Consider the following 23,967-nt stretch of genomic DNA (forward strand, 5'->3'; position numbering starts at 1 on the left):
TCGGAGCACGCGGAACATGACACGTCAAATGACCGGAGCGAAAATGGTCGTCCAAGCCCTCATCGATCAGGGTGTGGACACAGTATTCGGATATCCCGGTGGCGCCGTGCTACCGATCTATGACGAGATCTTTCAGCAGAACTCAATCAAACACATCCTGGTGCGTCATGAGCAAGGTGCTGTGCACGCGGCCGAAGGCTATGCTCGCGCCACGGGCAAGCCCGGGGTTTGCCTTGTCACGTCAGGCCCAGGTGCCACAAACGCTGTGACCGGTTTGACAGATGCGTTGATGGATTCGATCCCGATCATCGTTCTGACGGGCCAGGTGCCGACATTCATGATCGGATCAGATGCGTTCCAGGAAGCGGACACGGTTGGCATCACCCGCCCCTGCACAAAACACAACTGGCTGGTCAAGGAGACTGACGGTCTGTCGGGCGTCATCCACGAGGCATTCCACGTGGCAACCGCGGGCCGTCCGGGTCCAGTGCTGATTGACATCCCGAAGGATGTGCAATTCGCAACCGGGACATACAGCGCGCCCAAGCCTTCGACCTCCCACTACCAGCCGCAGGTCAAGGGTGACATGGAGGCAATCACCGAACTGGTTGCCGCGATCGAGACGGCCAAACGCCCGATCTTCTATACCGGTGGCGGCGTTATCAACTCCGGCCCGGGCGCGAGCCAGTTGTTGCGGGAGCTTGTGGATGCGACAGGTTTCCCAATCACATCGACCTTGATGGGGCTCGGTTGCTATCCAGCCAGCGGCAAGCATTGGATGGGCATGCTTGGCATGCATGGTCTCTATGAGGCCAACATGGCGATGCACGATTGCGATCTGATGATCAACATTGGCGCACGATTTGACGACCGGATCACTGGCCGCATCGATGCCTTTAGTCCGAAATCAAAAAAAGCGCATATCGACATCGACCCCTCCTCGATCAACAAGGTGATCAAGGCGGATATCCCGATTGTGGGTGATGTGGGCCACGTTTTGGAAGACATTTTGAAGGTCTGGAAATCACGTGGGCGCAAGACCAATCAGGCTGCGGTGGCACAGTGGTGGACCAAGATTGATGAATGGAAGGCCGTCGACTGTCTGAAGTTCACGCAAGAAGGCAAAACCATTAGACCTCAGCATGCATTGGCACGGTTGGAGGCTCTGACCAAAGACCATGATCGCTACATCTGTACCGAGGTGGGCCAGCACCAGATGTGGGCAGCACAGTACCTGGGATTCGAAGATCCAAACCGCTGGATGACATCGGGCGGCTTGGGCACAATGGGCTACGGCTTCCCTGCTTCCATTGGTGTTCAGATGGGCCATCCCGACGCATTGGTGATTAATGTCGCTGGGGAAGCATCCTGGTTAATGAACATGCAGGAGCTGGGTACTGCTATGCAGTTCAATCTGCCGGTTAAACAGTTCATCCTGAACAACGAACGCTTGGGTATGGTCCGTCAGTGGCAGGAACTTCTGCACGGTGAACGCTATTCCCACTCGTGGTCCGAAAGCTTGCCCGATTTCGTGAAGCTGGCCGAGGCGTTTGGGGCCAAGGGCATTATCTGTTCCGATCCAGATGATCTGGATGATGCGATCATGGAGATGATCAACCACGATGGGCCCGTCTTGTTCGATTGTCTGGTTGAGAAACACGAAAACTGCTTCCCAATGATCCCATCAGGCAAGGCACACAACGAAATGCTTCTGGGTGAGGCCGAAACGCAAGGCGTCATCGACGCCAAAGGTTCGGTGCTGGTGTAACGCGCCATTTTCTTTCAAAGGAAATGGTTCAGAGGTCCGCTGGATCTCTGCTGACGACAAGGAAATGAATGACATGCCCGCGCTCAAAATCAAAAAAGGCTCCACCAGCCACTCGGCCTACAACCTACGCCCCACCTTTTCGGACGTGGAAGAACGACACACCTTGGCGGTACTGGTCGAAAACGAACCGGGGGTACTAGCCCGTGTCATTGGCCTGTTCTCCGGACGCGGCTACAACATCGAAAGCCTAACGGTGGCCGAGGTAGATCACACCGGCCATCTATCGCGCATCACAATTGTGACCACTGGCACGCCGCAAGTGATCGAGCAAATCAAGGCGCAGCTTGGGCGGATCGTATCCGTGCATGAAGTCCACGATCTTACGGTCGAAGGGCCGTCCGTGGAGCGGGAACTCGCAATGTTTAAAGTGGCTGGCCAAGGTGAGAAACGGGTGGAAGCGCTGCGCCTGGCAGATATTTTCCGCGCCAATGTGGTCGACAGCACTCTGGAAAGCTTCGTGTTTGAAATTACCGGCGCCCCGGACAAGATTGACGCTTTCGCCGACTTGATGCGTCCGCTTGGACTGGTAGAGGTGGCAAGGACGGGCGTGGCCGCCCTGCCCCGCGGCGATTAGGCAAAAGGTTCGCCCACTTTCAGCAAACGTTTTTCGTAGGGTGTCAACTCATCTTCCGTGCAGTATCCCGACGCGCGCGCTGCGGCCTTCGCGGCCCCAATGCTCGTACCGAGATGCTCATAGATCATGCGGACGACCCGGTCATTGCTTAACGTCTCTTGTACGGTACGGGCCACGTACCCAACCCAGACATTGTTTTCAAAAGATGTCACTCGGCTCAGGTAATTGAATGACGCTGTGTGAGATCCCCGACGCGAGATCAGGGCACTCACGCCGTCTTCTTGGCGTAAAACCAAACCGCGAAACTCGCGCGCCTGCCGCGTAACAGGCATTCCCTGCACACCCAGCGCTGCTTTGGTTTCGTACCCGCGCACAATCGTAGCCCCGTTATCTCTGAAGACGCGCACCAGTCCCGTTACGTATCTGTCGCTGTCCAGAAAGCTGGCACGGACAAAACGATAAAACCCGCTGGGAAACAGGTTTTCATCAATCAGCCCAACCCCCGCTCCGACGAAATCCTTGAGCAGCGGACCAGTAAGCGGATCAGAACCCGACATAATGTTTTGAACAGGTTCAAGCAGCACCCGCGCATCAACATCAAAGAAGTCACAGATACGCGCCAAGACATCAGGGCGCGGAAAGCTCTCTCCGGAAAGGTAGCGATTGAATTGCGTTCGGTTGATCCCCAATTGGCGGGACAGTTCGGAAATGGACGGATAGCTTTCGGCAAGAATCCGCAAGTTTTCACCGAACATGCTGCGCAATTCCGCCGGTGATCTGCGCTTTTCAGGCATTGTCGTCTCTTCGTCTAGTGCTCGAATTGGAATGCAAATCGTTAATCCGACGCCAATCCGAGCCACTTGCCCAAAAAGTGACGCCAATCTGCGTCAACAGTGACGCAAAACTGCAACTGAACGATACCGTCGCAGACACAAAAAGCAAGCGAACGTTACCGACTTAATCATGTCAGAAATGTCTAGAATTGAGTTTGATAAAAGCTGTCTAACTCTGGGTAGAGCAATGATTGGTGTCATCCTTTGGAGCGATCCGACCACTGAGAAAGCAGTCATTTGGTGCGAGGACCACGGCGACCTCGCATTTCTGTCGCGAGACGAGTGTGCTTCAATGCCGGAAGCTTTTTTTGACGTTGGCGACATGGTCGAATTTGACGCGTTTGCCGAACGCAATATGCGCAAGGTGCGCTGCGCGCGCCTGCTGCAGCAAAACCATGATACAGCCCTGCCCGACAGTCTGCATCAAATCAGACACGAGAAACGTGCACTTGTCGATGTTACGGACTCGGCGGAAATCATTCCCTTCCGCCTCCACCCCAAAGCCCGCGCAACCGCGCCGGATATGCCACAACGGATGCGTAGTATCTAAACCGTAGAGGATATGTCGGGCAGGGAAAACTCCTGTCGAAAATCTACGCACCTCGACCGCTCTGACCCATACCTTGGTGTCAAACAGCAGGTGGGGAATGCGAATGGAAACCACAACCCTGAATTCAGTGCGCCGTCCGATTTCATCTGCGCATGGCCTGCCAAATGAACACTACACCAGTCCAGCTGTGTTCGAGGAGGAGCGCGAGGCGCTTTTGATGGCAGGCTGGTCAGGTTTGGCCGTTGCGGCAGACGTTCCGGCACCGGGTGACGCCGTTCCGCTGAACTTTCTTGGCATCCCCTTGCTCCTGATCCGGGACAAGTCTGGTATGGTACGCGTGTTCCACAACATCTGTCGCCATCGCGGTATGATCCTTGTAGACGCCCCCCGTAAGATCGAGGGCGCCATTCGCTGCCCATACCACAGCTGGTGTTACTCGACCGAAGGCCGACTGGTGTCGACTCCGCATGTGGGAGGCCCCGGTCAGAACACCGCCGAAGGGATCGACAAGTCCACGTTGGGATTGATCGAGGTGCGCAGCCACGTATGGATGGACGTCGTCTGGATCAATTTGTCCGGTGATACCCTGCCCTTTGAACGGGCCAACGCAGATTTACTTGCCCGTTGGGCTGAGTTCGACAAACCGCTCTATCATGGTGGCGCAGACAGCCATTTCCAGCTCAGTGTGAACTGCAACTGGAAACTCGCGGTAGAGAACTATTGCGAGAGTTATCACCTGCCTTGGGTGCACCCGGATCTCAATACATACTCGCGGCTCGAAGATCACTACCACATCGAGGCGCCCGGTCGGTATTCGGGGCAAGGCACGCTTGTTTATCGGCAGTTGTCCGGAGAGGACGACCACACATTTCCGGACTTCGATGGGCTGAGCGACAAATGGGACACCGCAGCGGAGTACATCACAGCCTATCCAAATGTGCTGCTGGGTGTGCATCGCGATCATGCGTTTGCGATCATATTGGCGCCACAGGGCCCGGGACAAACGACTGAAAACATCCACCTGTATTATGCGCAGCCTGACACCGATCCTACCTTGAGGAGGCGCAACACCACGCAATGGAAGCAGGTCTTCGAGGAAGACATTTTTGTTGTCGAAGGTATGCAGCGCGGTCGTCAAACACCGGCGTTTGACGGCGGCCGCTTCTCTCCTGCGATGGATGGACCGACGCACCTGTTTCACAGTTGGGTTGCGGAACGAATGATGGCGCATCGCGCAGCAGCCAACGCGGCCGAATGAACGATCTTGAGCAGCGTCTCCTGGCGGCACATACCGATGGCAAACACGCCGCTTTGGTCAGTCTGTATCAAGAGGCCGCGATTGCGGCGCCGTCCGAGAATGAGCGCGCCTTTTTCCTAACGCAAGCGCATGTCTTTGCCTTGGAAACAGCGCATCCTGATGCGCCGCTTCTGCACCAAATGCTGATGCAGATGAGGCGTGAAACACCGCTTTAACGTGCACCTGCAGCCATTTGCGCATAGATGTGCCAAGACGCATGCCCAAGCCACGGCAGCACAATCACCAAACCCAGCAGTCCTGGTAGCATCGCCAGAAACAGAAGAACCACGATGACAGCCGCCCAACTCAGCATGGGGACCATGTGGGCCTGCACATGTCCCCAACTGGCGAGGATCGCGGTCATGTAATCCACCTCTCGCGCCAACAGCAGCGGCAGGCCAAACACGCACATCGCAAAGAAGATGAAAGCAAAGATACCGCCGACAACGGTGCCAAGCCCCATCATCATCAATCCGTCGATGCTCAGGAACACATCAAAGGATGTGGTGACGTTCACCATGGGTTTGAGGCCCAGAAACAGCGCGAAAATCATGTGCCCCAGAAAGAACCAGAACAGCAGCGCAACCACCATCAGCATTGAAAGCCATGGCAGCTGCCTCCCCCGCTCTTCACGCAATTGCCCGAGGATGACGGCAATTCCCGCAGGTTGACCCATCCCGATCCGCCGCGACACTTCGTAGGTTCCGAGTGCACAAAGTGGAGCCACCAGAGGGAAACCGAAAACGGCGAGGATCAGCCAGAACGTGTGACCAGCCCATATTGTAAGACCAATCAACACCCACCCTGCAACAACGGACGCAATCCCGGTCAACAGGCCAAAGCCCGGCGCCGTGCGGAAATCATTCCAACCAGCGGATAAGGCATGGCGAATAAATTCGGGCCGCGGCGCATCAAATGGCGGCACACCTGCGGGCAAGTTGGGATACGGGTTCGCTTCCATTACATGAGACCCTCCATTCCGGGACGGCGCGCAGGCCAGTCTGTCATATCGTGCCATGCTTGAGCCAATCGCAGCAAGAGCGCGTCGCTGCCCCGCCGCCCAATCAACTGAAGTCCCATGGGCAGATCCTGCGGCCCACCGAAACCCGCCGGTATACATACAACGGGCAAACCAAGTAGACTCGCGGGCACCACGACTTCCATCCAGCGGTGGTATGTATCCATCGGCGTGCCACCAATCTCGCGCGGCCAATCCATTGAGACGTCGAAAGGCCACATCTGAGCAGACGGCAGCACAAGCACGTCATAGCTTTCGAACAAAGCCGTGGCAGCCTTGAACCAATGCGATCTTACCACACTGGCCCGGTGCACTTCCATGGCAGACAGGTCAAGGCCGCATTCGACCTCCCAGATCGCGGTGTCTTTCAGTTGCTCGCGCTTGGCAGGGTCCGCGTACAGAACGTCAAGGTTCCCGGCGACAGCCCAACTGCGCAAAGTGATCCAGGACGACCAAATCACATCGCGATCAAACGGGGCGGTCAAGGCATCCACTGTGACGCCGAGCGTCTCCATCTCCGTTAACGCCGCCTTGCATAGGTCCAGCACGCCGGCCTCCATTGGCAGCGCGCCACCCCAGTCGCCCAACCAACCAAGGCGCAACCCATCGGCTCCGCCTCCGATCTGCGGCAATGTAGGCGGCGCATCGACGCCGTGCGGCTGACGCGGATCAGATCCGGCCATTGTATCTAGAAGGGCCGCCAGATCACTGGGCGTACGGGCCATTGGTCCATTTGTCGAAAGCTGATGCAGGAAACTGTCACCCATCGGCTCAGACGGGATGAGGCCCCAGCTTGGCCGCATCCCATACACATTGTTCCACCCTGCCGGGTTACGCAAAGATCCCATCATGTCCGAGCCGTCAGCGACGCTCAGCATCCCGGTGGCCAAGGCCACCCCGGCACCGCCGGATGATCCGCCCGCGCTGCAGTCCACATTGTATGGGTTCCGCGTGGCGCCAAAGACTGGGTTGATGCTGTGCGACCCCAAACCAAACTCGGGTGTGTTTGTCTTTCCAATGATAATCGCTCCGGCAGCACGCAATCGGGCCACCATGACATCGTCGGATTGTGCCACTTGCCCGGCAAACAAGGGTGATCCCATTGACGTCGCCAGCCCCCTGGCATTCGCCAAATCCTTGATGGCCATCGGGATACCATGCAACCAACCTGCCTTGGGCGCAGCATCGGCTGCGCGCGCCTCGGACATCAATGTGTCTGTGTCTCGTAATGACACAATCGCGTTGACCTTTGGATTGAGCGCAGCAATGCGATCAAGCGTGCGCTCCATGAGAGCCTCGGCGGTGACGCTGCCCGCATCCAATTGCGCCCGCAGTGCGAGCGCGCCTTGTTCGATCATGTGATTGGCCCCCCTTCACATTGGCAGGCCAAAGGCGGATTACTCCGCCTGCGCCTCGGCCCGGGACTTGCCCGACACATCCAAAGCTAACGTGGCAGCCATGAGACCATCAAGGTCTCCGTCCAGAACGCCCTTGGTGTCGGACGTCTCGTAATTGGTGCGCAGGTCTTTCACCATCTGGTAAGGCTGCAAGACATAGGACCGGATCTGGTTGCCCCAGCCCGCATCGCCCTTGTTCTCGTGCATCTCGTTTACTGCGGCGTTGCGGCGGTCCAATTCCATCTGGTACAGACGGCTTTTCAACGCCTTCATCGCGATGTCGCGGTTCTGGTGTTGGGATTTTTCAGAGCTGGTGACGACGATACCCGTAGGCGCGTGGGTGATCCGCACCGCCGAGTCGGTTGTATTCACGTGCTGCCCACCCGCACCGGACGACCGGTATGTGTCGATGCGGATGTCCGCAGGGTTCACCTCAATCTCGATATTGTCGTCCACCACCGGGTAGACACCGACAGAGGTAAAGCTGGTGTGGCGCTTGGCGGCACTGTCAAACGGGCTGATGCGGACCAGCCGATGCACACCGCTTTCCGACTTCAACCAGCCATAGGCGTTTGTCCCGCTGATCTTGTACGTTGCCGACTTGATCCCGGCCTCTTCGCCGGCGCTTTCGGACTGCAGTTCGACTTTGTAGCCCTTCTTTTCGGCCCAGCGGACATACATCCGCGCCAGCATGGCTGCCCAATCGCAGGATTCAGTCCCGCCCGCGCCTGAATTGATCTCAAGGAAGGTATCGTTTCCGTCTGCCTCACCATCAAGCAGCGCCTCAAGTTCCTTTTGCGCCGCCGTTTCGGCCAGTGCCTTGATCGCGGCCTCGGCATCAGAAACGACCTCGTCGTCCTCTTCCATCTCGCCCAGCTCGATCAGCTCGATGTTGTCAGCCAGGTCCTGCTTGATGCGGTCATGCGTTTCCATGGCGTCCACCAGCATCTGGCGGTCACGCATCAGCTTTTGCGCGGCTTCGGGATCATCCCACAGGTTGGGATCCTCAACACGCGCGTTGAACTCTTCCAGCCGGTGCTGAGCCGTTTCAACATCCAGCCGCTGAGCCAGCAAAGCCACCGACTTTTCAATCTCTTCCACGACATTTTGAATTTCGGCGCGCATGTCCAACCCTTCCTGGCAGAGCTTCGAGATAGCCCATGCAAGACTGCGCGACAAGATCACTCGGAGCGGTAGATAAGGTCGGTTTAGTACAAACCACCAGAACTCAACGTGCCGAAGTTCGCTTTGGGACCCACAACTGCTTTCTTGCCTGTTGAGGTGGTCACCTGACGACCACTACTCCCGACCTCTTCAAACAAAGGCAGATCGGCCCCCATCGCAAAACCGCCGTCGAAAGTGATGCCGAATGTCGGCTCGAACCCGTCGCGGAAACACTCGCTGACAACATTTTCGCCAGATGCCCCGTCACTGAGGCGTGCGCCCGAAAAGCGGTCGATTTTGATGAACATGCATTCCTCGGGAACTTCGAAGGCGCCACCGCCGTATTTGGCAATGGCCTCTTGCATGAACGTGTTGAATACAGGTCCACACATGCCGCCTCCGGATGCACCCCGGCCAAGGCTGCGCGGCTGATCATAGCCGATGTAGCAGCCCGCGACGATATCGCTGGAAAACCCGACGAACCAGACGTCTTTGGCATCGTTCGTCGTGCCTGTCTTGCCCGCAATCGGAACCGGCAGGTTCACCGTCCGCGCTGCGGTGCCACGATCAACCACGCCCTTCATCATCGATGTCAGCTGATAGGCTGTCACCGGGTCCATGACGCGTTCACGATTGGACACCACGCGGGGCGCAATGCCCGGATCGAGACTGGCCAGTTGGGTGCAGTCCCGACATTCGCGTTCATCATGGCGATACACGGTGCGTCCAAACCGGTCCTGTACCCTGTCAATCAACGTGGGTTGTACGCGCTCGCCGCCATTGGCGAACATCGCGTAGGCAGACACCATCTGGTACAGCGTCGTTTCTTCAGACCCCAGCGAGTTGGCAAGGAATAGTCCCATGCGGTCATAAACGCCGAAACGCTCTGCATAGTTGGCAACAATGTCCATACCGACCTCTTCCGCCAGACGGATAGTCATCAGGTTCCGCGACCGCTCGATACCAGTACGAAGTGGTGTGGGGCCGTAGAACTTGTTGGACGAATTGCGCGGGCGCCACAGACCCTGCGGCGTGTTGATCTCGATCGGCGCGTCCACGACGATGGTGGCCGGGGAATACCCGCTATCTAGGGCAGCCGCATAGACAAACGGTTTGAAGGACGACCCCGGTTGACGTTTGGCCTGCGTGGCACGGTTGAAGACCGAGTTCTGGTAGCTGAACCCGCCCTGCATGGCGATAACGCGGCCCGTGTTCACGTCCATCGCGACAAAGCCGCCCTGCACGCGCGGCACTTGGCGCAAGGTCCAGCGGATAAAGGACCCATTGTCATCGGCCGTCATGGCACGCACATGCACCACGTCGCCAACTTCGAAATTGTCAAAGAAGTTGCCCTGGATCCACTTGATGTCTTCGCGCGGAACGACCGCAACGGGCTCGCTGTCTGTCCACCCTTCAATACCAACGCGCAGCTGCTGGTCTTCGACTTCCAAGACGACGGCGGGTCGCCATACGCCGTTCAGGTCAATGTCACGCGCAACTGAAACACCCCTAAGGGCCTCTTCCCAATTCTCAAGCTGATCCGCTTCGATGTTTTTGCCGGTGCCGCGCCAGACGCCCTGCCCCCGGTCATAGCTTTCAAGCTGGCGCCGCAATGCATAGGCTGCAATGGGCTGCATCTCGGCATCAATGGTTGCCCGCACGGTATAGCCACCGGTAAAGAATTCGCCCTCCCCGTAATCCTCGCTCAACTGGCGACGAATTTCGTCGGTGAAATAGTCACGCGGCGGCAGCTCTGCCTTGAAACTCTCGAAGTCGCCATTCTGCACAGACCGCAGTGGCATCGCCACCTCGGTCTCATAGGTGGCGTCGTCGATATACCCGTTCTCCATCATCTCTTTCAGAACGAAGTTTCTACGGGACAGCAGGCGATCTGCACGGCGTACAGGGTGAAAGTCCGACGGTGCCTTCGGCAAGGATGCCAAGAACGCAGCCTCATGCGGCGCGAGTTCGGTCAGCGTCTTGTTGAAATAAGTCTGGCTGGCAGCGGCAACGCCGTAGGAGTTCTGGCCGAGGAAAATCTCGTTCATATAAAGTTCGAGGATCTTTTCCTTGCTCAGCGCCTCTTCCACGCGGGCAGCCAGGATGATTTCCTTGATCTTCCGCTCGGCTTGCCGATCACCGGACAACAGGAAGTTCTTCATCACCTGTTGGGTGATCGTTGAAGCACCCCGCACATCGCGCCCCCTGCTGCGCACGGCGTCATAGGCAGCGGCACCAATGCCGCGCAGGTCATACCCATCGTGTGTATAGAAGTTCTTGTCCTCGGCCGAGATGAAGGCCTGTTTCACCAGATCCGGTATCGTCTCAGCCGGCGCAAACAGGCGACGCTCTTGTGCAAACTCGTCAATTATTTGTCCTTCACCGGAATAGATGCGGCTGATCGTGGCGGGCTGATACTGGGCCAGCGACTCGTGGCTTGGCAAATCCCGCCCATACATCCAGAAAATCGCCCCGACAGAAAGCGCGATCATGGCGACACCCATCGTCACCGTGGTGAAAATCCCACCAAAGAAAGAAAGAATGAACCGAAACATGACCGCTCGCACCTGTTTTCAACGGTAGCTTTTGTTTGGGTATACGCGAGGGCGTGGACAGGGTCAAAAGCGAACGGCAGCGCGATATCGCCGATGTGAACGGCTATTGCCGGATCAGCGGTTGCATTGCCAGATCATCATCCCGCCACTGCAGGATACCCGCCGCCAATGCTTCAACCATGACCGCGCGCCAAACGGGGTCGCGCAGATTGGCAAGGTCACGTTCGTCTGACAGAAATCCAACTTCGACCAGAACGGATGGGATGTCCGCGCTTTTGAGGACTGAGAACGCTGCCTCGCGTCGCGGGCGTTTGTTCATCGGCCCGCCCGCCGCCGCCATATTGTCGATGAGTGCCGTCGCCAAAGTGTCCGTGCGCGGCATGGTTTCGGTGCGGGCCAAGTCCATCAGAACGGATGCAACCTGATCATCCGTGCCACTTAGGTCCACGCCGGCCAAAATGTCGGCTCGGTCATGCTGCGCCGCCAATTGCGCTGATGCCGCATCACTTGCTTCGTCCGACAAAGTATAGACCGTGGCCCCTCTTGCCTGACCCTGGCTCAGGGCGTCAGCGTGCAAGGACACGAAAGCATCCGCCCCGACCTGATGTGCCAAAGCAACCCTGCCAGTCAGCGAAACAAAAGTGTCCGTATCTCGGGTCAACACGACCTCGACACCACCGGCCCGGCGCAATGCGTCGCGCAACGCCAGTCCAACCCCCAGCATCAGTTCCTTTTCGCTGGTGGTGTCGCGCACGGCGCCCGGATCAATCCCACCATGGCCCGGGTCGATGACAACCACGAACCCATTCTGCTGCGTTTCACGCGGCTCGTCTGCGGCCTGCACCCCCCAATCAGCATCAACAGGCGGACCCGCCTGTTCCGCGAATTCCGTTGCCGAAACCTCTTTCAACGCGATTGTGAGAACCGCTCGACCCGAGGACGGGTTGACAGGCATTGCAATTTGCTTCGGTACCATCGGCGTGTTCAAATCCAGCACAAGTCGGGACCAACCGGGTTTGAACGCTCCGAAACGCACCGCTGAAATGCGGCCGGGCTCGGGCAACAGGGCATCTGGCGAAATGCCGGAGAAATCCACTTCTCGGAAATCAACGACCAGCCGCGCTGGGTCAGACAACGAAAAGACACGGAATGGCACGCCCTGGCTCAACGACAGTGTTAAATCAGTCGATCCGAACCAGCCGTCCGAAATCTCGCTTTCCGCGACATCCACCCGCGCCAGGCCGGACAGGTCTTGCCCCATGGCTGAGATGGCACAACCCCACATCATCATTGCGATCAAGATCGCCCGCATCGCCACTGCCCTTTTCGTTTTGCGTGCAGCATAGCGGCCCCCGCTCCTCGCGGGAATCCCCGATTAACGCTTATCCATGAATGTCTTCAGTCGGCGCAGGCCCTCTGCAATGTCGTCTGTTGCGCGTGCGTAGGAAAAACGCAGGGTCTGGTGCCCGCGAACGGGATCGAAATCGAGGCCTGGTGTCACGGCAACACCCACCTCGTCCAATATCTGCGCTGCAAATGCACGGCTGTCGTTGGTCAGCTCTGACACATCGGCGTAGACATAGAAGGCTCCGTCAGGCGGCGCGATGCGCGTGAACCCGGCTTTCGGCAAACCCTCGAGCATCAGGGCACGGTTGGTGCGGTAGACATCCAGGTTTGCTTCCAACTCGTCCGTCGCATCCATAGCCGCAAGCGCGGCCACCTGACTGGCGTGTGGAGGGCAGATGAACATGTTTTGCGCCAGGCGCTCGACCACACGCACGTGATTCTCGGGCACCACCATCCATCCCGCACGCCAGCCCGTCATCGAGAAGTATTTGGAAAACGAGTTGATGACATAGACATCATCACTGACATTCAGCGCGCTGACAGCTTTGGCCTCATATTCGATGCCGTGGTAGATCTCGTCACTGATAAAGCTGGCTCCGACATCTTGCGTGGCTTCAACCAGACGCGTCATGGCGGTACGGTCCAACATTGTCCCGGTAGGATTGGCCGGAGAGGCGACAAGCAAGCCCTGCAGTTCATGGTCGGCAAAATCATCGGGCACAGGTTGATAACGGTTTGCGGCGGCCGTCGGCAAATCCACCGGTGTCAGCCCCAGACCAGTCAGAATTTGCCGGTAACTGGGATAGCCCGGCGCGCCGATGCCAACACGATCTCCGCTGTCGAACAACGCATTGAATGCAAGGATAAATCCGCCAGATGCTCCCGAGGTAACAATCACACGCTCCGGGTTCAGATCAATGTCATACCAGTCCCCATATAGTCGTGCAATGCGCGCCCGCAGCGCAGGCAAGCCCAAGGCTACGGTGTAGCCAAGTGGCCCTTCATTCATTGCCGCTTCCAATGCGCGGATCGCCGCCTGAGGTGCACCAGTCCCAGGCTGCCCCACTTCCATATGAATGATGTGGCGGCCTGCGGCTTCGGCGGCCCGTGCTGCCTCCATCACATCCATCACAATGAAGGGATCGACATCGCTGCGTCTTGAGGTTCGCATGGCGTCTCCTATGATCGAACCATGACCTTTCATACCCTGGCGCGGGTGGCGTCAATCCTGATCGTGTCGCTGGCGCTCGCCTTGCCTGCGCGCGCGGTAACCTTGTTGCGGGATGCAGACATGGAATACGCGTTGGCGCAAGTGGCCGCGCCCGTGCTGAAGGCGGCTGGGTTGAGTGCTTCACGCACCAAAATCCTTGTGGTCAATGACAGTTCACTCAACGCGTTTGTGATCAGTAACGATGCGATCTACATCCATTCGGGCCTGATCAGTCGGATGGACCGGGCGGCAATGCTGCAGGCCGTCATCGCGCACGAGGCTGCGCATATCGCAAACGGGCACATCACGCGTCGGATCACCAATCTCGGCAACGCGCGCACGGCCGCAACGCTTGGCCAGGCACTGGCAATCCTTGCAGCGGCCGCGGGCGCTGGCGAAGGTGCGGCGGCCATCAGCCTCGGCAGCCAAAGCGCCGCACAACGCAACTTTCTAAGCCACACTCGTGCTGAAGAGACCGCCGCAGACCAATCAGGCGCACGGTACTTGCGCAGTGCAGGCATAGATCTGGGTGGAATGCTGGACGTCTTTCGCCTGTTCCGCGGCCAGGAGATGCTGAGTGCCAGCCGACAGGACCCCTATGTCCGTTCGCACCCGCTGAGCCGCGACCGCCTGCGCACAATTGAAGGGTTTGCCGCAGCATATGGTAACTCTGGCGCCGCAGACTCCGCCACGTGGGACTACTGGTTTGCGCGCGCAAAGGGAAAGCTGACATCCTTCACCCGACGTCCAAGTTGGACACTGAACCGATTGGGTGAAAGCGGCTACCGCGACATTGCCTTGATGCGCGAGGCTGCTGCACGACACCAGAACTCGCAAACACGTCGCGCGATTGCGGCCATCGACAAAGCCATCGCTCTGCGCCCGCAGGATCCGTTCCTATACGATCTCAAGGGTCAAATTCTGATGGAAACCCGGCAGTTCGCAGCGGCAGCAAATGCACACGGTCGCGCGGTGCAATTGCGCCCCAACGATGGGCTGCTGCAGGCAGGCTATGGCCGTGCGCTGTTGGCCAGTGGAAATGTCAGCGCAGCCCTGCCAGCCCTTGAACGCGCCCGTCGCATAGATTTCCGCGATGGATCAATGTTGCGCGATCTCAGTGTGGCCTATGCGAAATCCGGCCAGCGCGGCATGGCGTCCCTTGTCACGGCCGAACGCTACGCCCTGCGTGGTCGGCTCGAAGATGCCGGTATTCATGCAAAGCGGGCCACCGGCCTCTTGGCAGAGGGGTCTGGCCCTTGGCAACGGGCACAGGATGTGGTCCTTGCATCTGAACGCGCAGAAAAGCGCAAGAAACGGAGATAGACGATGTTCTTCCGCCCCCTCGCCGCAGCCTCTTTTGCCATGGCATTCGCCCTACCCGCCCAAGCGCTTGACCTGAGCCAAATGACCGACGAAGAGCGGCAGATTTTCCGTGAGGAAGTCCGCGCATATCTGATGGACAACCCGCAGGTGATTATGGATGCGGTCCAAGTGCTGGAACAAAGGCAGGCTGCAGCACAGGCCCAAGCCGATCTTTCACTGGTGTCGGACAATGCCGAGGACATTTTCAACGACGGCTTCAGCTTTGTCGGCGGCAACCCCGATGGGGACATCACACTGGTCGAATTCCTCGACTACCGCTGCGGATTCTGCAAACGCGCCCATGGTGAGGTTGCCAAACTGTTGGAAACGGACGGCAACATCCGCCTGATTGTCAAAGAATTCCCGATCCTCGGAGAACAGTCGCTGCTGGCTTCACGCTTCACAATCGCAACGAAGCAAATTGCGGGCTCTGAAGCCTACAAGAACATCAGCGACGCGATGATGGAAATGTCAGGGGATGTATCAATGCGCACGCTGCGGCGCATGGCCTCGACCTTTGGCCTCGATGCCGAAGCGATCGAAGCGCATATGGACAGCGAAGCCGTGACGGATGAAATCCGGCGGACACGTGCCTTGGCGCAAAGGTTGCAGATCACCGGCACGCCCACATTCGTCCTGCAAGACGAGCTTTTGCGCGGCTTCCTGCCCTTTGACGAAATGCAAGCTCTGGTCGACGAAAAGCGGGGGTGACCAGCTGACGTCTTCAGGACGCCCGGCCTCTTCTAGGATCACGACCTATTCCGCCGCTTGCGCCTCTGCTGCGCTTGCGGCGTCCAGTTCCGCGGCTTTCTTCTCAACCTCTTCGACGATGTGATCGACCATCTGGTCGTTGTCCATCCGGTGGCTTTGCTTGCCAGCCAGATACACCATGCCGTGCCCGGCCCCACCGCCGGTAAAGCCCACATCGGTCATAAGCGCTTCGCCCGGACCGTTCACGACGCAGCCGATGATGGATAGGCTCATGGGCGTCTTGATATGCGCCAACCTTTCTTCCAGCACTTCCACAGTTTTGATCACGTCAAAACCCTGCCGCGCGCAGGATGGGCAAGAGATGATGTTCACGCCGCGGTGCCGCAGACCAAGTGATTTGAGAATTTCGTAACCGACTTTGACCTCTTCCACTGGATCCGCGGACAAGGACACGCGGATCGTGTCGCCGATGCCCATCCACAGCAGATTGCCAAGGCCAATCGCGGATTTGATGGTGCCGGACGTCAAGCCTCCCGCTTCGGTGATCCCAAGATGGATTGGCGCATCCGTGGCCTCTGCCAGTTTCTGATACGCCGCGGCCGCCATGAAAACGTCAGACGCTTTGCAGCTGATCTTGAATTCGTGGAAATCATTGTCTTGCAAGATCTTGATGTGATCGAGGCCGCTTTCCACCATCGCGTCGGGCGTAGGTTCGCCATATTTCTCAAGCAGATGCTTTTCGAGTGACCCGGCATTGACGCCGATGCGGATGGAACAATTGTGGTCGCGCGCAGCCTTGATAACCTCTTTGACGCGATCCTCGGACCCGATGTTGCCGGGGTTGATACGCAGGCAGGCTGCACCTGCCTCGGCCGCTTCGATCCCGCGCTTGTAGTGGAAATGGATGTCAGCGACGATTGGCACCGGGCTTTCCGCCACGATCTCTTTCAACGCCTTGGACGACGCCTGGTCCGGGACGGAAATGCGGACGATATCCGCACCAGCTTCGGCCGCCGCCTGCACTTGGGCAATCGTTGCAACCACATCTGTGGTCAACGTGTTTGTCATAGTCTGCACGGTGATAGGTGCATCGCCACCGACAGGGACTGACCCCACCATGATCTGACGGCTTTCCCGACGGTAGATGTTACGCCACGGACGGATATGGTTAAGCGACATGGAACATCCTGTTCAGCATCGGCAGTTGTCACGGAAGATAGACAGGAGAAGGCAGCCCGGCAATGGGGCGCGAAGACTATTCGCTGATCGCGGTGGACGCCGCCTGTGCTTCGGCGTAGCGGGTCAGCCCCTCGTCCGTGCTGACATCAACAGGCAGATATGTCTCTTTCAGACCTGCAATCTCCAGCGGCAAGTTCGACGTTACAGCGCCAGTGGGACCAACCGGGCCGTAGAACTTGTTGTTCATTGCGAAGTAGATTGCGCCGCTCTCTCCCGTGCGCAACGTGGGCGCTTCTTCGGTCAAGGGCGCTTCCCATGTATCGCCAGCCTGCATCGTCGCTTCGTAGATCACGGTCCCATCGGCGGCGCGCACACGAACCCAGGACGGGCGCACGGCAACCATTGTCAGCGCGGGCGCAGTTTCCTCGACCACTTGAGGCACGGTGGGTGCAATCGCCTCTGCGAGTGCGCGATCAACCGCTCCGATCAGCGGCGTGCTGTCTGCCGGTTCGGGTGTTGCAAAAGTCCCGATCTCGCGCGGGTCCAAAGTGGCGATTGGCGCGTCGCGCGCAACCAGCACAGGCACATCCAGCGCTTGCGGTCGGTAAAGGCGATCCAGCGCATCCGCACGCGGGGTGTCAATCGTGGGCCCCTGCTCGACCTGTGACAGGTTTGCGCTGTTCAAAGGATCAAGGTCCGACAGAACAACCGGTGTTTGATCCACGGGTGCCACCTGTACGCGCTGCACCTCTTGCAGGACCGAATAGCCGCCAAACCCGATGCCACCAATCAAGGCAAGTAACACAAGCGACGATCCAACCGCACGCGGCTCGATCCTTGACCAAACGGCCTCGCCTGTTGGAACGAACGGTGTCGCAGGTGCTGCGAAGATATCTGCGCCATGAGGCTTGTGCAGCCGATCTTCACGGGCGGCTTTCTTGACCACGGACGCTTCTGCGGACATGCCGTGCGCCACTGCAAAACCGCTCTCTTCGCAGAACGTGTGGAATGATCGGTCCGGGTCCATGTTCAGGTAGCGGGCATAAGACCTGACGTAACCGGCAATGAAACCCGGAGTGTCGAACGCATCCGGATCACAGGCTTCAATGGCTGCGATATAGCTTGCCTTGATACGAAGTTCTCGTTGCACGTCCAACAGGGATTTGCCCATTGTGGCGCGCTCACCGCGCATGATGTCACCAAGGCGCAACTCAAAGTCGTCAAAGCCCTTTGGCTCGACGTCTTCTTCAACTTTAGCGATGTCGGATTTCCGCCCGATCATACAGCTGCCCCGTTGTCCCAAGTGATGGCAAATCGCTCCCACACGATTCGCTTCACCTCTGTTGTTTAACAGACGGTAACATATGGCAACGCTATTTGCGAATATTAGTGAATTAACCTGCGCTCTCGGCGCGATTTAGCGCACAATGAGACCACAGTTTATCCATAGCCTTTACAAGGGCATCGATCTCTTTCGGGCCATGTACGGGCGACGGCGTAAAACGTAAACGTTCGGTCCCGCGTGGTACCGTCGGAAAGTTGATCGGCTGGACATATATTCCGTGATCTTCCAACAACATGTCGCTCAGAATCTTGGTATGAACAGGGTTCCCCACCATGACAGGAACGATGTGGCTGCCATGGTCGATAATGGGCAGGCCCATGCCCTTCAGTCGCAATTTCAACGCCTTGGCCTGCGCCTGATGGTCCGCCCGCAGATTTTCCGCGGTTTTCAGGAACGCAACGGAGGCAGCCGCTCCGGCCGCGACCGCAGGCGGTAGTGACGTCGTGAAAATAAACCCGGGCGCATACGATCGGATCGCATCGCACATCTTGGCCGATGCAGCGATGTAGCCGCCCATAACGCCATACGCTTTCGCCAGCGTGCCGTTGATGATGTCGATGCGGTGCATCAGCCCGTCACGTTCAGCAACACCTGCACCACGCGGGCCGTACATGCCCACGGCGTGCACCTCGTCGATATATGTGAGTGCGCCGAATTCGTCGGCAAGATCACAAATCTCTTCAATGGGTCCAAAATCGCCGTCCATCGAATAGATGGATTCAAATGCGATCAATTTGGGCGCATCAGGATCGTCGGCTTCCAGAAGCTCGCGCAGATGATCGACATCGTTGTGGCGGAAGATACGCTTGGATCCACCGTTGCGACGAACACCTTCGATCATTGAAGCGTGGTTCAGAGCATCCGAGTAGATAATCAATCCTGGAAAGAGCTTAGGCAGCGTACTTAATGTAGCATCATTGGCAATATACGCGCTGGTGAACAGCAGTGCAGCTTCCTTGCCGTGCAGATCGGCAAGCTCGGCCTCAAGCCGTTTGTGATACACGGTTGTGCCCGAAATGTTGCGTGTCCCGCCCGAACCGGCACCGGTCGTGTCAATTGCCTCGTGCATGGCTTGCAGCACAATTGGGTTTTGGCCCATGCCAAGATAGTCATTGCCGCACCACACCGTGATTGGTGCCTTGGTGCCATCTGGCCGCGTCCATTCCGCATGCGGGAACTGGCCCTTCTGACGCTCAATATCGATGAAGGTCCGGTAACGGCCTTCGTCGTGCAGGCGTTGCAGGGCGGTGTCCAATTTGGCGGTGTAGTCCACGCGAGGCTCCATTTTGGTCTTTGCGTCTATGCCAGTCCACTGACGCAGTATTTAGAATGAATATAGACAGCAAGATTGGGCTTCAATGCTAATCAAATGCGCGTCATGTCGCAGGTCTGGTATTCCCCACCCGGACAACCTGCGCTTTGACCCAGATCAACCTCTGGACACTGCCCCGCCGGACCGTAGTGTGGCCGCATCAGCCAAAGCAAAGGAAGCCCCATGACCCTCGACGCCGTCCTGTCACGCATCGACACTGATTTGCCCCGAGCAACTGAACGGCTGCTCGAGCTTTTGCGCATTCAGTCGATCTCGACCGATCCGGCGTTTGCGGATCATTGCCAGAGCGCCGCGGACTGGTTGGTGAACGATCTGCAAAGCATTGGCGTTACAGCAGAAAAACGGGAAACACCGGGGCACCCGATGGTTGTGGGTCATGTCGATGGCGAAGGACCGCATCTGTTGTTCTATGGGCACTATGACGTGCAACCCGTTGATCCGCTTGAGCTTTGGGATCGCGACCCGTTCGATCCTCAGATCGAAGACACACCAAAGGGCCCAGTCATCCGCGGGCGCGGATCATCTGACGACAAAGGTCAGCTCATGACCTTTGTCGAAGCCTGTCGCGCCTGGAAGTCCGAGCACGGTTCTCTGCCATGCCGCATCACATTCTTCTTTGAAGGCGAAGAAGAATCAGGCTCTCCGTCCTTGGTCCCTTTCATGGAAGAGAACGCGGACGAGCTGAAATCCGACCTCGCCCTGATCTGCGACACCGGCATGTTCGAGTCCCGCGTACCGTCCATCGTCACAATGCTGCGGGGATTGCTGGGCGAAGAGATTACGATCACCGCCCCCGACAAAGACCTACATTCGGGCATGTATGGAGGGGTCGCAATGAACCCGATCCGTGTCCTCACCCGTATCCTGGCCTCACTGCACGATGATCAGGGTCGCGTCACGGTGCCCGGGTTCTATGACGGCGTGCCTGAATTGCCAGATGACATTCGTCAGCAATGGCAAGGCCTTGCCTTTGACCATGGCACGTTCCTTGGGGACGTAGGCCTGTCGGAACCTGCAGGCGAACAGGACCGCACTCCAATCGAAATGATATGGTCGCGTCCAACCTGTGACGTAAACGGCATATGGGGTGGCTACACGGGCGATGGTTTCAAAACCGTGCTGCCCTCCAAGGCGCACGCCAAGGTGTCATTCCGCCTTGTTGGTGATCAGGACCCGCACAAGATCCGCGACAGCTTCCGCCGGTTGGTGCGCGACGCCCTGCCCGCGGACTGCGAGGTCGAATTCTCGGGCCATGGCGCCAGCCAAGCCTCAACGACCGAAACCACCGACCCGGCCTTCGAAGCAGCGCGTGTCGCGCTCACGAATGAATGGAATGTCCCGGCCGCCTATGTGGGTTGCGGCGGTTCAATTCCAATCGCGGGGCATTTTCAGGACATCCTTGGCACCACGCCCATGCTCGTCGGTTTCGGCAAGGACGACGATCAGATTCACTCGCCCAACGAAAAGTATGATATGGAAAGCTTTCACAAAGGCATCCGCAGCTGGGCCCGCATCCTTGACGCCCTGACATGACGACATTCACGACCGCCGACGGCATCACCATAGCCCATGAAATACAGGGCGATGGACCTCCTGTTCTGTTGCTGCACGGATTTCCGCAAACGCGGGCCATGTGGCAAGCCATTGCACCGCAATTGGCCCGACATTTCACCGTCGTCACGGCTGACCTACGCGGCTATGGCGCCAGCACCAAACCCGCCCAGATGGAAGACATGAGCTTTCGCCATATGGCGGCTGATCAAAAGCAGCTGATGCAGCATCTAGGCTTCGATCGCTTCCATCTGGTCGGTCATGACCGGGGTGCACGCACGGCGCACCGCATGGCACTGGACAGTCCCGGTTCCATTCTGTCCCTCACGCTCATGGACATCGTGCCGACCCATCTATTGCTGGACGCGCTGACCCAGCAGGTCGCGCGCGCTTACTATCACTGGTTCTTTCTCGCCCAACCTGCGCCGTTTCCCGAAACGCTGATCGGCCATGACCCCGACGCCTATTTCGAAAGCTGCCTGGCCGGTTGGGGCGGTGGGATGGACGGGTTCGACGCAGAAGCACTGGCTGCGTATCGCGCGTCGTGGAGAGACCCTGAATGCATCCGCACCATGTGCAACGACTACCGCGCCGCCATCGATGTTGATTTCGACCTCGATGCTGCCGACCTCGGGCGCACCACGGATTGCCCAGCCCTTGTTCTCTATGGTGCGAACGGTGTGATGGGAAAATCCTATGATGTGGCTGCCACGTGGGCGGACCGGCTCACGAACATGCAGGCAAACGGTCTGCCCGGCGGGCATTTCTTTCCGGACACACACCCGGATGAAACCGTAAAAGCCCTCACCGATTTCCTGACGTCCCAAACGTAAGGCGCACCTGTCGGTGCGCCCCGCACGTCAGATCACGCCAACAAACCGCTCGGGCAACACATACTGCGTGCCATAGTCCGGACGGTCAAAATGATAGTACCCGGTATCGCCGCGTGGTTTGAAACTGCGCTGCATCTTGCGACGCAAAGGGCGCATATCGAAATCATCGATCATTTCGAGCGTCGCGAAATCCTCAAAAACCGCGCGATCCTCTCCGCGCGCTTCGACAAACCAATGTCGGCCAATGGAGGCTTCCTTTATCGTCGCGTTCACCTCACCCGTGACAGCATTGCGGTGGTCCATAACCCCGACATAGGCGCCAAAATCGCAGAACTTCAGGTGCATCAGGTACAGATCGTCCGGCGTGAACAGCTTGTCGGCCTGCGTAAAATGCCCACCCCGCGCGATCTTGACCGGGGCCGAGACGATGCAGGGCTTTGAATAATGCGGTGCCGGGCGAACATGGCGGCGCGGGCCAATGATGTGGTCCGTGATCTCGTCCTGTTCGAGGTCGATGCGGTGGATCACCTCAAGACCAAGCGGCGTCAGGACACGGCCCTCAGGCGCATTTTCCAGAAACTCCAGCAACGTACCGCCCGCCTCCGGGTCGCGCACAACCAATTCGTCCACATCCCCCACGATCACATGGCGATAGTAACGCCGCAGCCCCCCGACAAGGTTGTTCAACAGGCCCCAACGCTTGATGTCGAAATTCTTGTGCGGATCCCCCGGAATGCCGATGACGTTGCACCCCGCGGCCAACTCAGCCACCTCGGCACCACGACCGTGATTGATGACATAGCAATTCTCGCGACCAAACATCTCACCGTAGTGGCGCAGCCACGCTTTCAGGAAAAACGCGTCATCGCGCACCATGGTCACGGCGGCTACTGTTTGCATCTGCTAAGGTCCTGCTCAAAGGGTTCTTTTTGGGCACCCTACTGCAACGGCCCTGCCAAGAGAATCGTTAATTTGCAGCGAAGGTTCCGCATGACACTGCCCCCAGATTTTGTCCGAACCGGCCTGCATGTGACGCGTGCCACTGACACGCCAGTCACGCGCTATCAGGTTATCGGAGAAAGGTCATCGGGCACAAACTTCGTCAAGCGTCTTCTGGGCCGGAACACTGAACTGAAACCGACCGAAGATCTGGGCTGGAAACACGGTTTCCCCCACATGATGGCCATCCCTTCAGACTTGGCAGTGATCGTCGTTGTAAGGCGGGCGGACACATGGGCGCGGTCCATGTTTTCCAAGCCATGGCACACGACACCTGCCTTGCAGGCCATGACGTTTTCAGAGTTCATCCGCGCGCCATGGGACACGATCATTGACCGCCCGCGATACTTCGAAGGGCTGGTCCCCGAAGGCAGCGTCAGCCAGCCTTTGCAACACGATCGTCACCCGGTCACCGGCGCGCGCTTTGACACCCTGTTTGCCCTTCGGACGGCCAAACTACAGGCGATGCTGTCCCTCCTCCATCGCGACTGCACCTGTGCCGTGATACGCATGGAGGACGCACAGGCCGATCCCGAAGCCACGCTGACAGAGCTCACCAGCGTACTCGGCGTCGCCCCTCCGCGCGCCGAATTCCGCCCGGTCATCAAACGTCTGGGCTCCAAGTTCAAAGCCGCAGTGCCCGACCGACCCGCCCTACCCGACCAGTGGTCGGACGCAGACATGGACTTTCTGCGAAGCAACATCGACACCAAGGTCGAAGCCGCACTCGGCTACACCTACTGACCCAACTTCATTTCGCCGGATAAACCGCGGGGAGCGCGAGGGGCAGGCCCCTCGTAGCGACGTAAATCACACAAAGATGGTGGGGAAAGTGGCGCGGTTGACGGGGCTCGAACCCGCGACCCCCGGCGTGACAGGCC

Annotated in this window: 21 protein-coding genes; 10 read left to right on the plus strand and 11 right to left on the minus strand. The window is 58.2% G+C overall.

Features of this window, described 5'->3' with window-relative positions; genetic code table 11:
• Positions 1 to 16 precede the first annotated feature (16 nt).
• Together AC6RA8_RS03540 and ilvN are read left to right on the plus strand one after the other, a co-directional pair.
• Positions 17 to 1,768: an acetolactate synthase 3 large subunit gene (locus AC6RA8_RS03540; RefSeq protein WP_500350745.1), complete on the plus strand. Its 1,752-nt coding sequence runs from the start codon at positions 17 to 19 to the stop codon at positions 1,766 to 1,768.
• Between the two features lie 73 nt (positions 1,769 to 1,841).
• Positions 1,842 to 2,402 (plus strand): acetolactate synthase small subunit, encoded by a 561-nt coding sequence (ilvN, locus tag AC6RA8_RS03545; protein ID WP_500350746.1) that lies wholly within the window; start codon positions 1,842 to 1,844, stop codon positions 2,400 to 2,402.
• On the opposite strand, the gene AC6RA8_RS03550 is transcribed toward ilvN, so the two are convergent.
• Positions 2,399 to 3,157, minus strand: a complete 759-nt coding sequence (locus AC6RA8_RS03550; RefSeq protein WP_500350747.1) for a helix-turn-helix domain-containing protein — start codon at positions 3,155 to 3,157, stop codon at positions 2,399 to 2,401. The genes ilvN and AC6RA8_RS03550 overlap by 4 nt on opposite strands.
• Positions 3,158 to 3,365: 208 nt before the next feature.
• On the opposite strand from AC6RA8_RS03550, the gene AC6RA8_RS03555 reads away from it, so the two are divergent.
• From AC6RA8_RS03555 to AC6RA8_RS03565, 3 genes are all read left to right on the plus strand, one after another.
• On the plus strand, positions 3,366 to 3,785 hold the full coding sequence (locus AC6RA8_RS03555) for a hypothetical protein (RefSeq protein ID WP_500350748.1): 420 nt from the start codon (positions 3,366 to 3,368) through the stop codon (positions 3,783 to 3,785).
• A gap of 97 nt (positions 3,786 to 3,882) precedes the next feature.
• Entirely contained in the window at positions 3,883 to 5,043 is a 1,161-nt protein-coding gene (locus AC6RA8_RS03560) for an aromatic ring-hydroxylating oxygenase subunit alpha (protein WP_500350749.1), read from the plus strand.
• A complete protein-coding gene (locus tag AC6RA8_RS03565; RefSeq protein WP_500350750.1) occupies positions 5,040 to 5,258 on the plus strand; it encodes a hypothetical protein in 219 nt (72 codons plus the stop codon). Before AC6RA8_RS03560 ends, AC6RA8_RS03565 begins: the two co-directional genes overlap by 4 nt.
• Here AC6RA8_RS03565 and AC6RA8_RS03570 read toward each other — a convergent pair.
• The 6 genes from AC6RA8_RS03570 to AC6RA8_RS03595 all read right to left on the minus strand — a co-directional run bounded on the left by AC6RA8_RS03570 (position 5,255) and on the right by AC6RA8_RS03595 (position 13,734).
• Complete coding sequence (locus AC6RA8_RS03570) at positions 5,255 to 6,043, minus strand: DUF2189 domain-containing protein (RefSeq protein ID WP_500350751.1); 789 nt, start codon at positions 6,041 to 6,043, stop codon at positions 5,255 to 5,257. The genes AC6RA8_RS03565 and AC6RA8_RS03570 overlap by 4 nt on opposite strands.
• On the minus strand, positions 6,043 to 7,458 hold the full coding sequence (locus AC6RA8_RS03575; protein ID WP_500350752.1) for an amidase: 1,416 nt from the start codon (positions 7,456 to 7,458) through the stop codon (positions 6,043 to 6,045). The genes AC6RA8_RS03570 and AC6RA8_RS03575 overlap by 1 nt, the downstream gene beginning before the upstream one ends.
• 39 nt (positions 7,459 to 7,497) lie before the next feature.
• A complete protein-coding gene (prfB, locus tag AC6RA8_RS03580) occupies positions 7,498 to 8,622 on the minus strand; it encodes a peptide chain release factor 2 (RefSeq protein WP_500350753.1) in 1,125 nt (374 codons plus the stop codon).
• Positions 8,623 to 8,705: 83 nt separating this feature from the next.
• A complete protein-coding gene (locus tag AC6RA8_RS03585) occupies positions 8,706 to 11,216 on the minus strand; it encodes a penicillin-binding protein 1A (protein ID WP_500350754.1) in 2,511 nt (836 codons plus the stop codon).
• Between the two features lie 103 nt (positions 11,217 to 11,319).
• Entirely contained in the window at positions 11,320 to 12,528 is a 1,209-nt protein-coding gene (locus AC6RA8_RS03590; protein WP_500350755.1) for an N-acetylmuramoyl-L-alanine amidase, read from the minus strand.
• 63 nt (positions 12,529 to 12,591) lie between these two features.
• A complete protein-coding gene (locus AC6RA8_RS03595) occupies positions 12,592 to 13,734 on the minus strand; it encodes a pyridoxal phosphate-dependent aminotransferase (RefSeq protein ID WP_500350756.1) in 1,143 nt (380 codons plus the stop codon).
• Between the two features lie 21 nt (positions 13,735 to 13,755).
• Here AC6RA8_RS03595 and AC6RA8_RS03600 point away from each other — a divergent pair, with 21 nt between their 5' ends.
• Positions 13,756 to 15,096 (plus strand): M48 family metalloprotease, encoded by a 1,341-nt coding sequence (locus tag AC6RA8_RS03600; protein ID WP_500350757.1) that lies wholly within the window; start codon positions 13,756 to 13,758, stop codon positions 15,094 to 15,096.
• A gap of 3 nt (positions 15,097 to 15,099) precedes the next feature.
• Positions 15,100 to 15,846: a DsbA family protein gene (locus AC6RA8_RS03605; RefSeq protein ID WP_500350758.1), complete on the plus strand. Its 747-nt coding sequence runs from the start codon at positions 15,100 to 15,102 to the stop codon at positions 15,844 to 15,846.
• Between the two features lie 45 nt (positions 15,847 to 15,891).
• On the opposite strand, the gene ispG is transcribed toward AC6RA8_RS03605, so the two are convergent.
• The 3 genes from ispG to hemA form a co-directional block, all read right to left on the minus strand.
• Complete coding sequence (ispG, locus tag AC6RA8_RS03610; protein ID WP_500350759.1) at positions 15,892 to 17,025, minus strand: flavodoxin-dependent (E)-4-hydroxy-3-methylbut-2-enyl-diphosphate synthase; 1,134 nt, start codon at positions 17,023 to 17,025, stop codon at positions 15,892 to 15,894.
• 76 nt (positions 17,026 to 17,101) lie between these two features.
• Complete coding sequence (locus tag AC6RA8_RS03615) at positions 17,102 to 18,307, minus strand: helix-turn-helix domain-containing protein (RefSeq protein WP_500350760.1); 1,206 nt, start codon at positions 18,305 to 18,307, stop codon at positions 17,102 to 17,104.
• Between the two features lie 112 nt (positions 18,308 to 18,419).
• Positions 18,420 to 19,643, minus strand: a complete 1,224-nt coding sequence (hemA, locus tag AC6RA8_RS03620; RefSeq protein ID WP_500350761.1) for a 5-aminolevulinate synthase — start codon at positions 19,641 to 19,643, stop codon at positions 18,420 to 18,422.
• A gap of 222 nt (positions 19,644 to 19,865) precedes the next feature.
• Here hemA and AC6RA8_RS03625 point away from each other — a divergent pair, with 222 nt between their 5' ends.
• Positions 19,866 to 21,236 carry a M20/M25/M40 family metallo-hydrolase gene (locus AC6RA8_RS03625; RefSeq protein ID WP_500350762.1) on the plus strand — a complete coding sequence of 457 codons (1,371 nt, stop codon included), beginning with the start codon at positions 19,866 to 19,868 and terminating at the stop codon, positions 21,234 to 21,236.
• On the plus strand, positions 21,233 to 22,087 hold the full coding sequence (locus AC6RA8_RS03630) for an alpha/beta fold hydrolase (RefSeq protein WP_500350763.1): 855 nt from the start codon (positions 21,233 to 21,235) through the stop codon (positions 22,085 to 22,087). The genes AC6RA8_RS03625 and AC6RA8_RS03630 overlap by 4 nt, the downstream gene beginning before the upstream one ends.
• Positions 22,088 to 22,114: 27 nt before the next feature.
• Here the strand turns inward: AC6RA8_RS03630 and AC6RA8_RS03635 are convergent, their stop codons facing one another.
• Entirely contained in the window at positions 22,115 to 22,987 is an 873-nt protein-coding gene (locus AC6RA8_RS03635; protein WP_500350764.1) for a glycosyltransferase family protein, read from the minus strand.
• Positions 22,988 to 23,077: 90 nt separating this feature from the next.
• Here AC6RA8_RS03635 and AC6RA8_RS03640 point away from each other — a divergent pair, with 90 nt between their 5' ends.
• A complete protein-coding gene (locus AC6RA8_RS03640; RefSeq protein WP_500350765.1) occupies positions 23,078 to 23,830 on the plus strand; it encodes a hypothetical protein in 753 nt (250 codons plus the stop codon).
• Positions 23,831 to 23,967: the final 137 nt, after the last annotated feature.

Source organism: Tateyamaria sp., assembly GCF_059783535.1.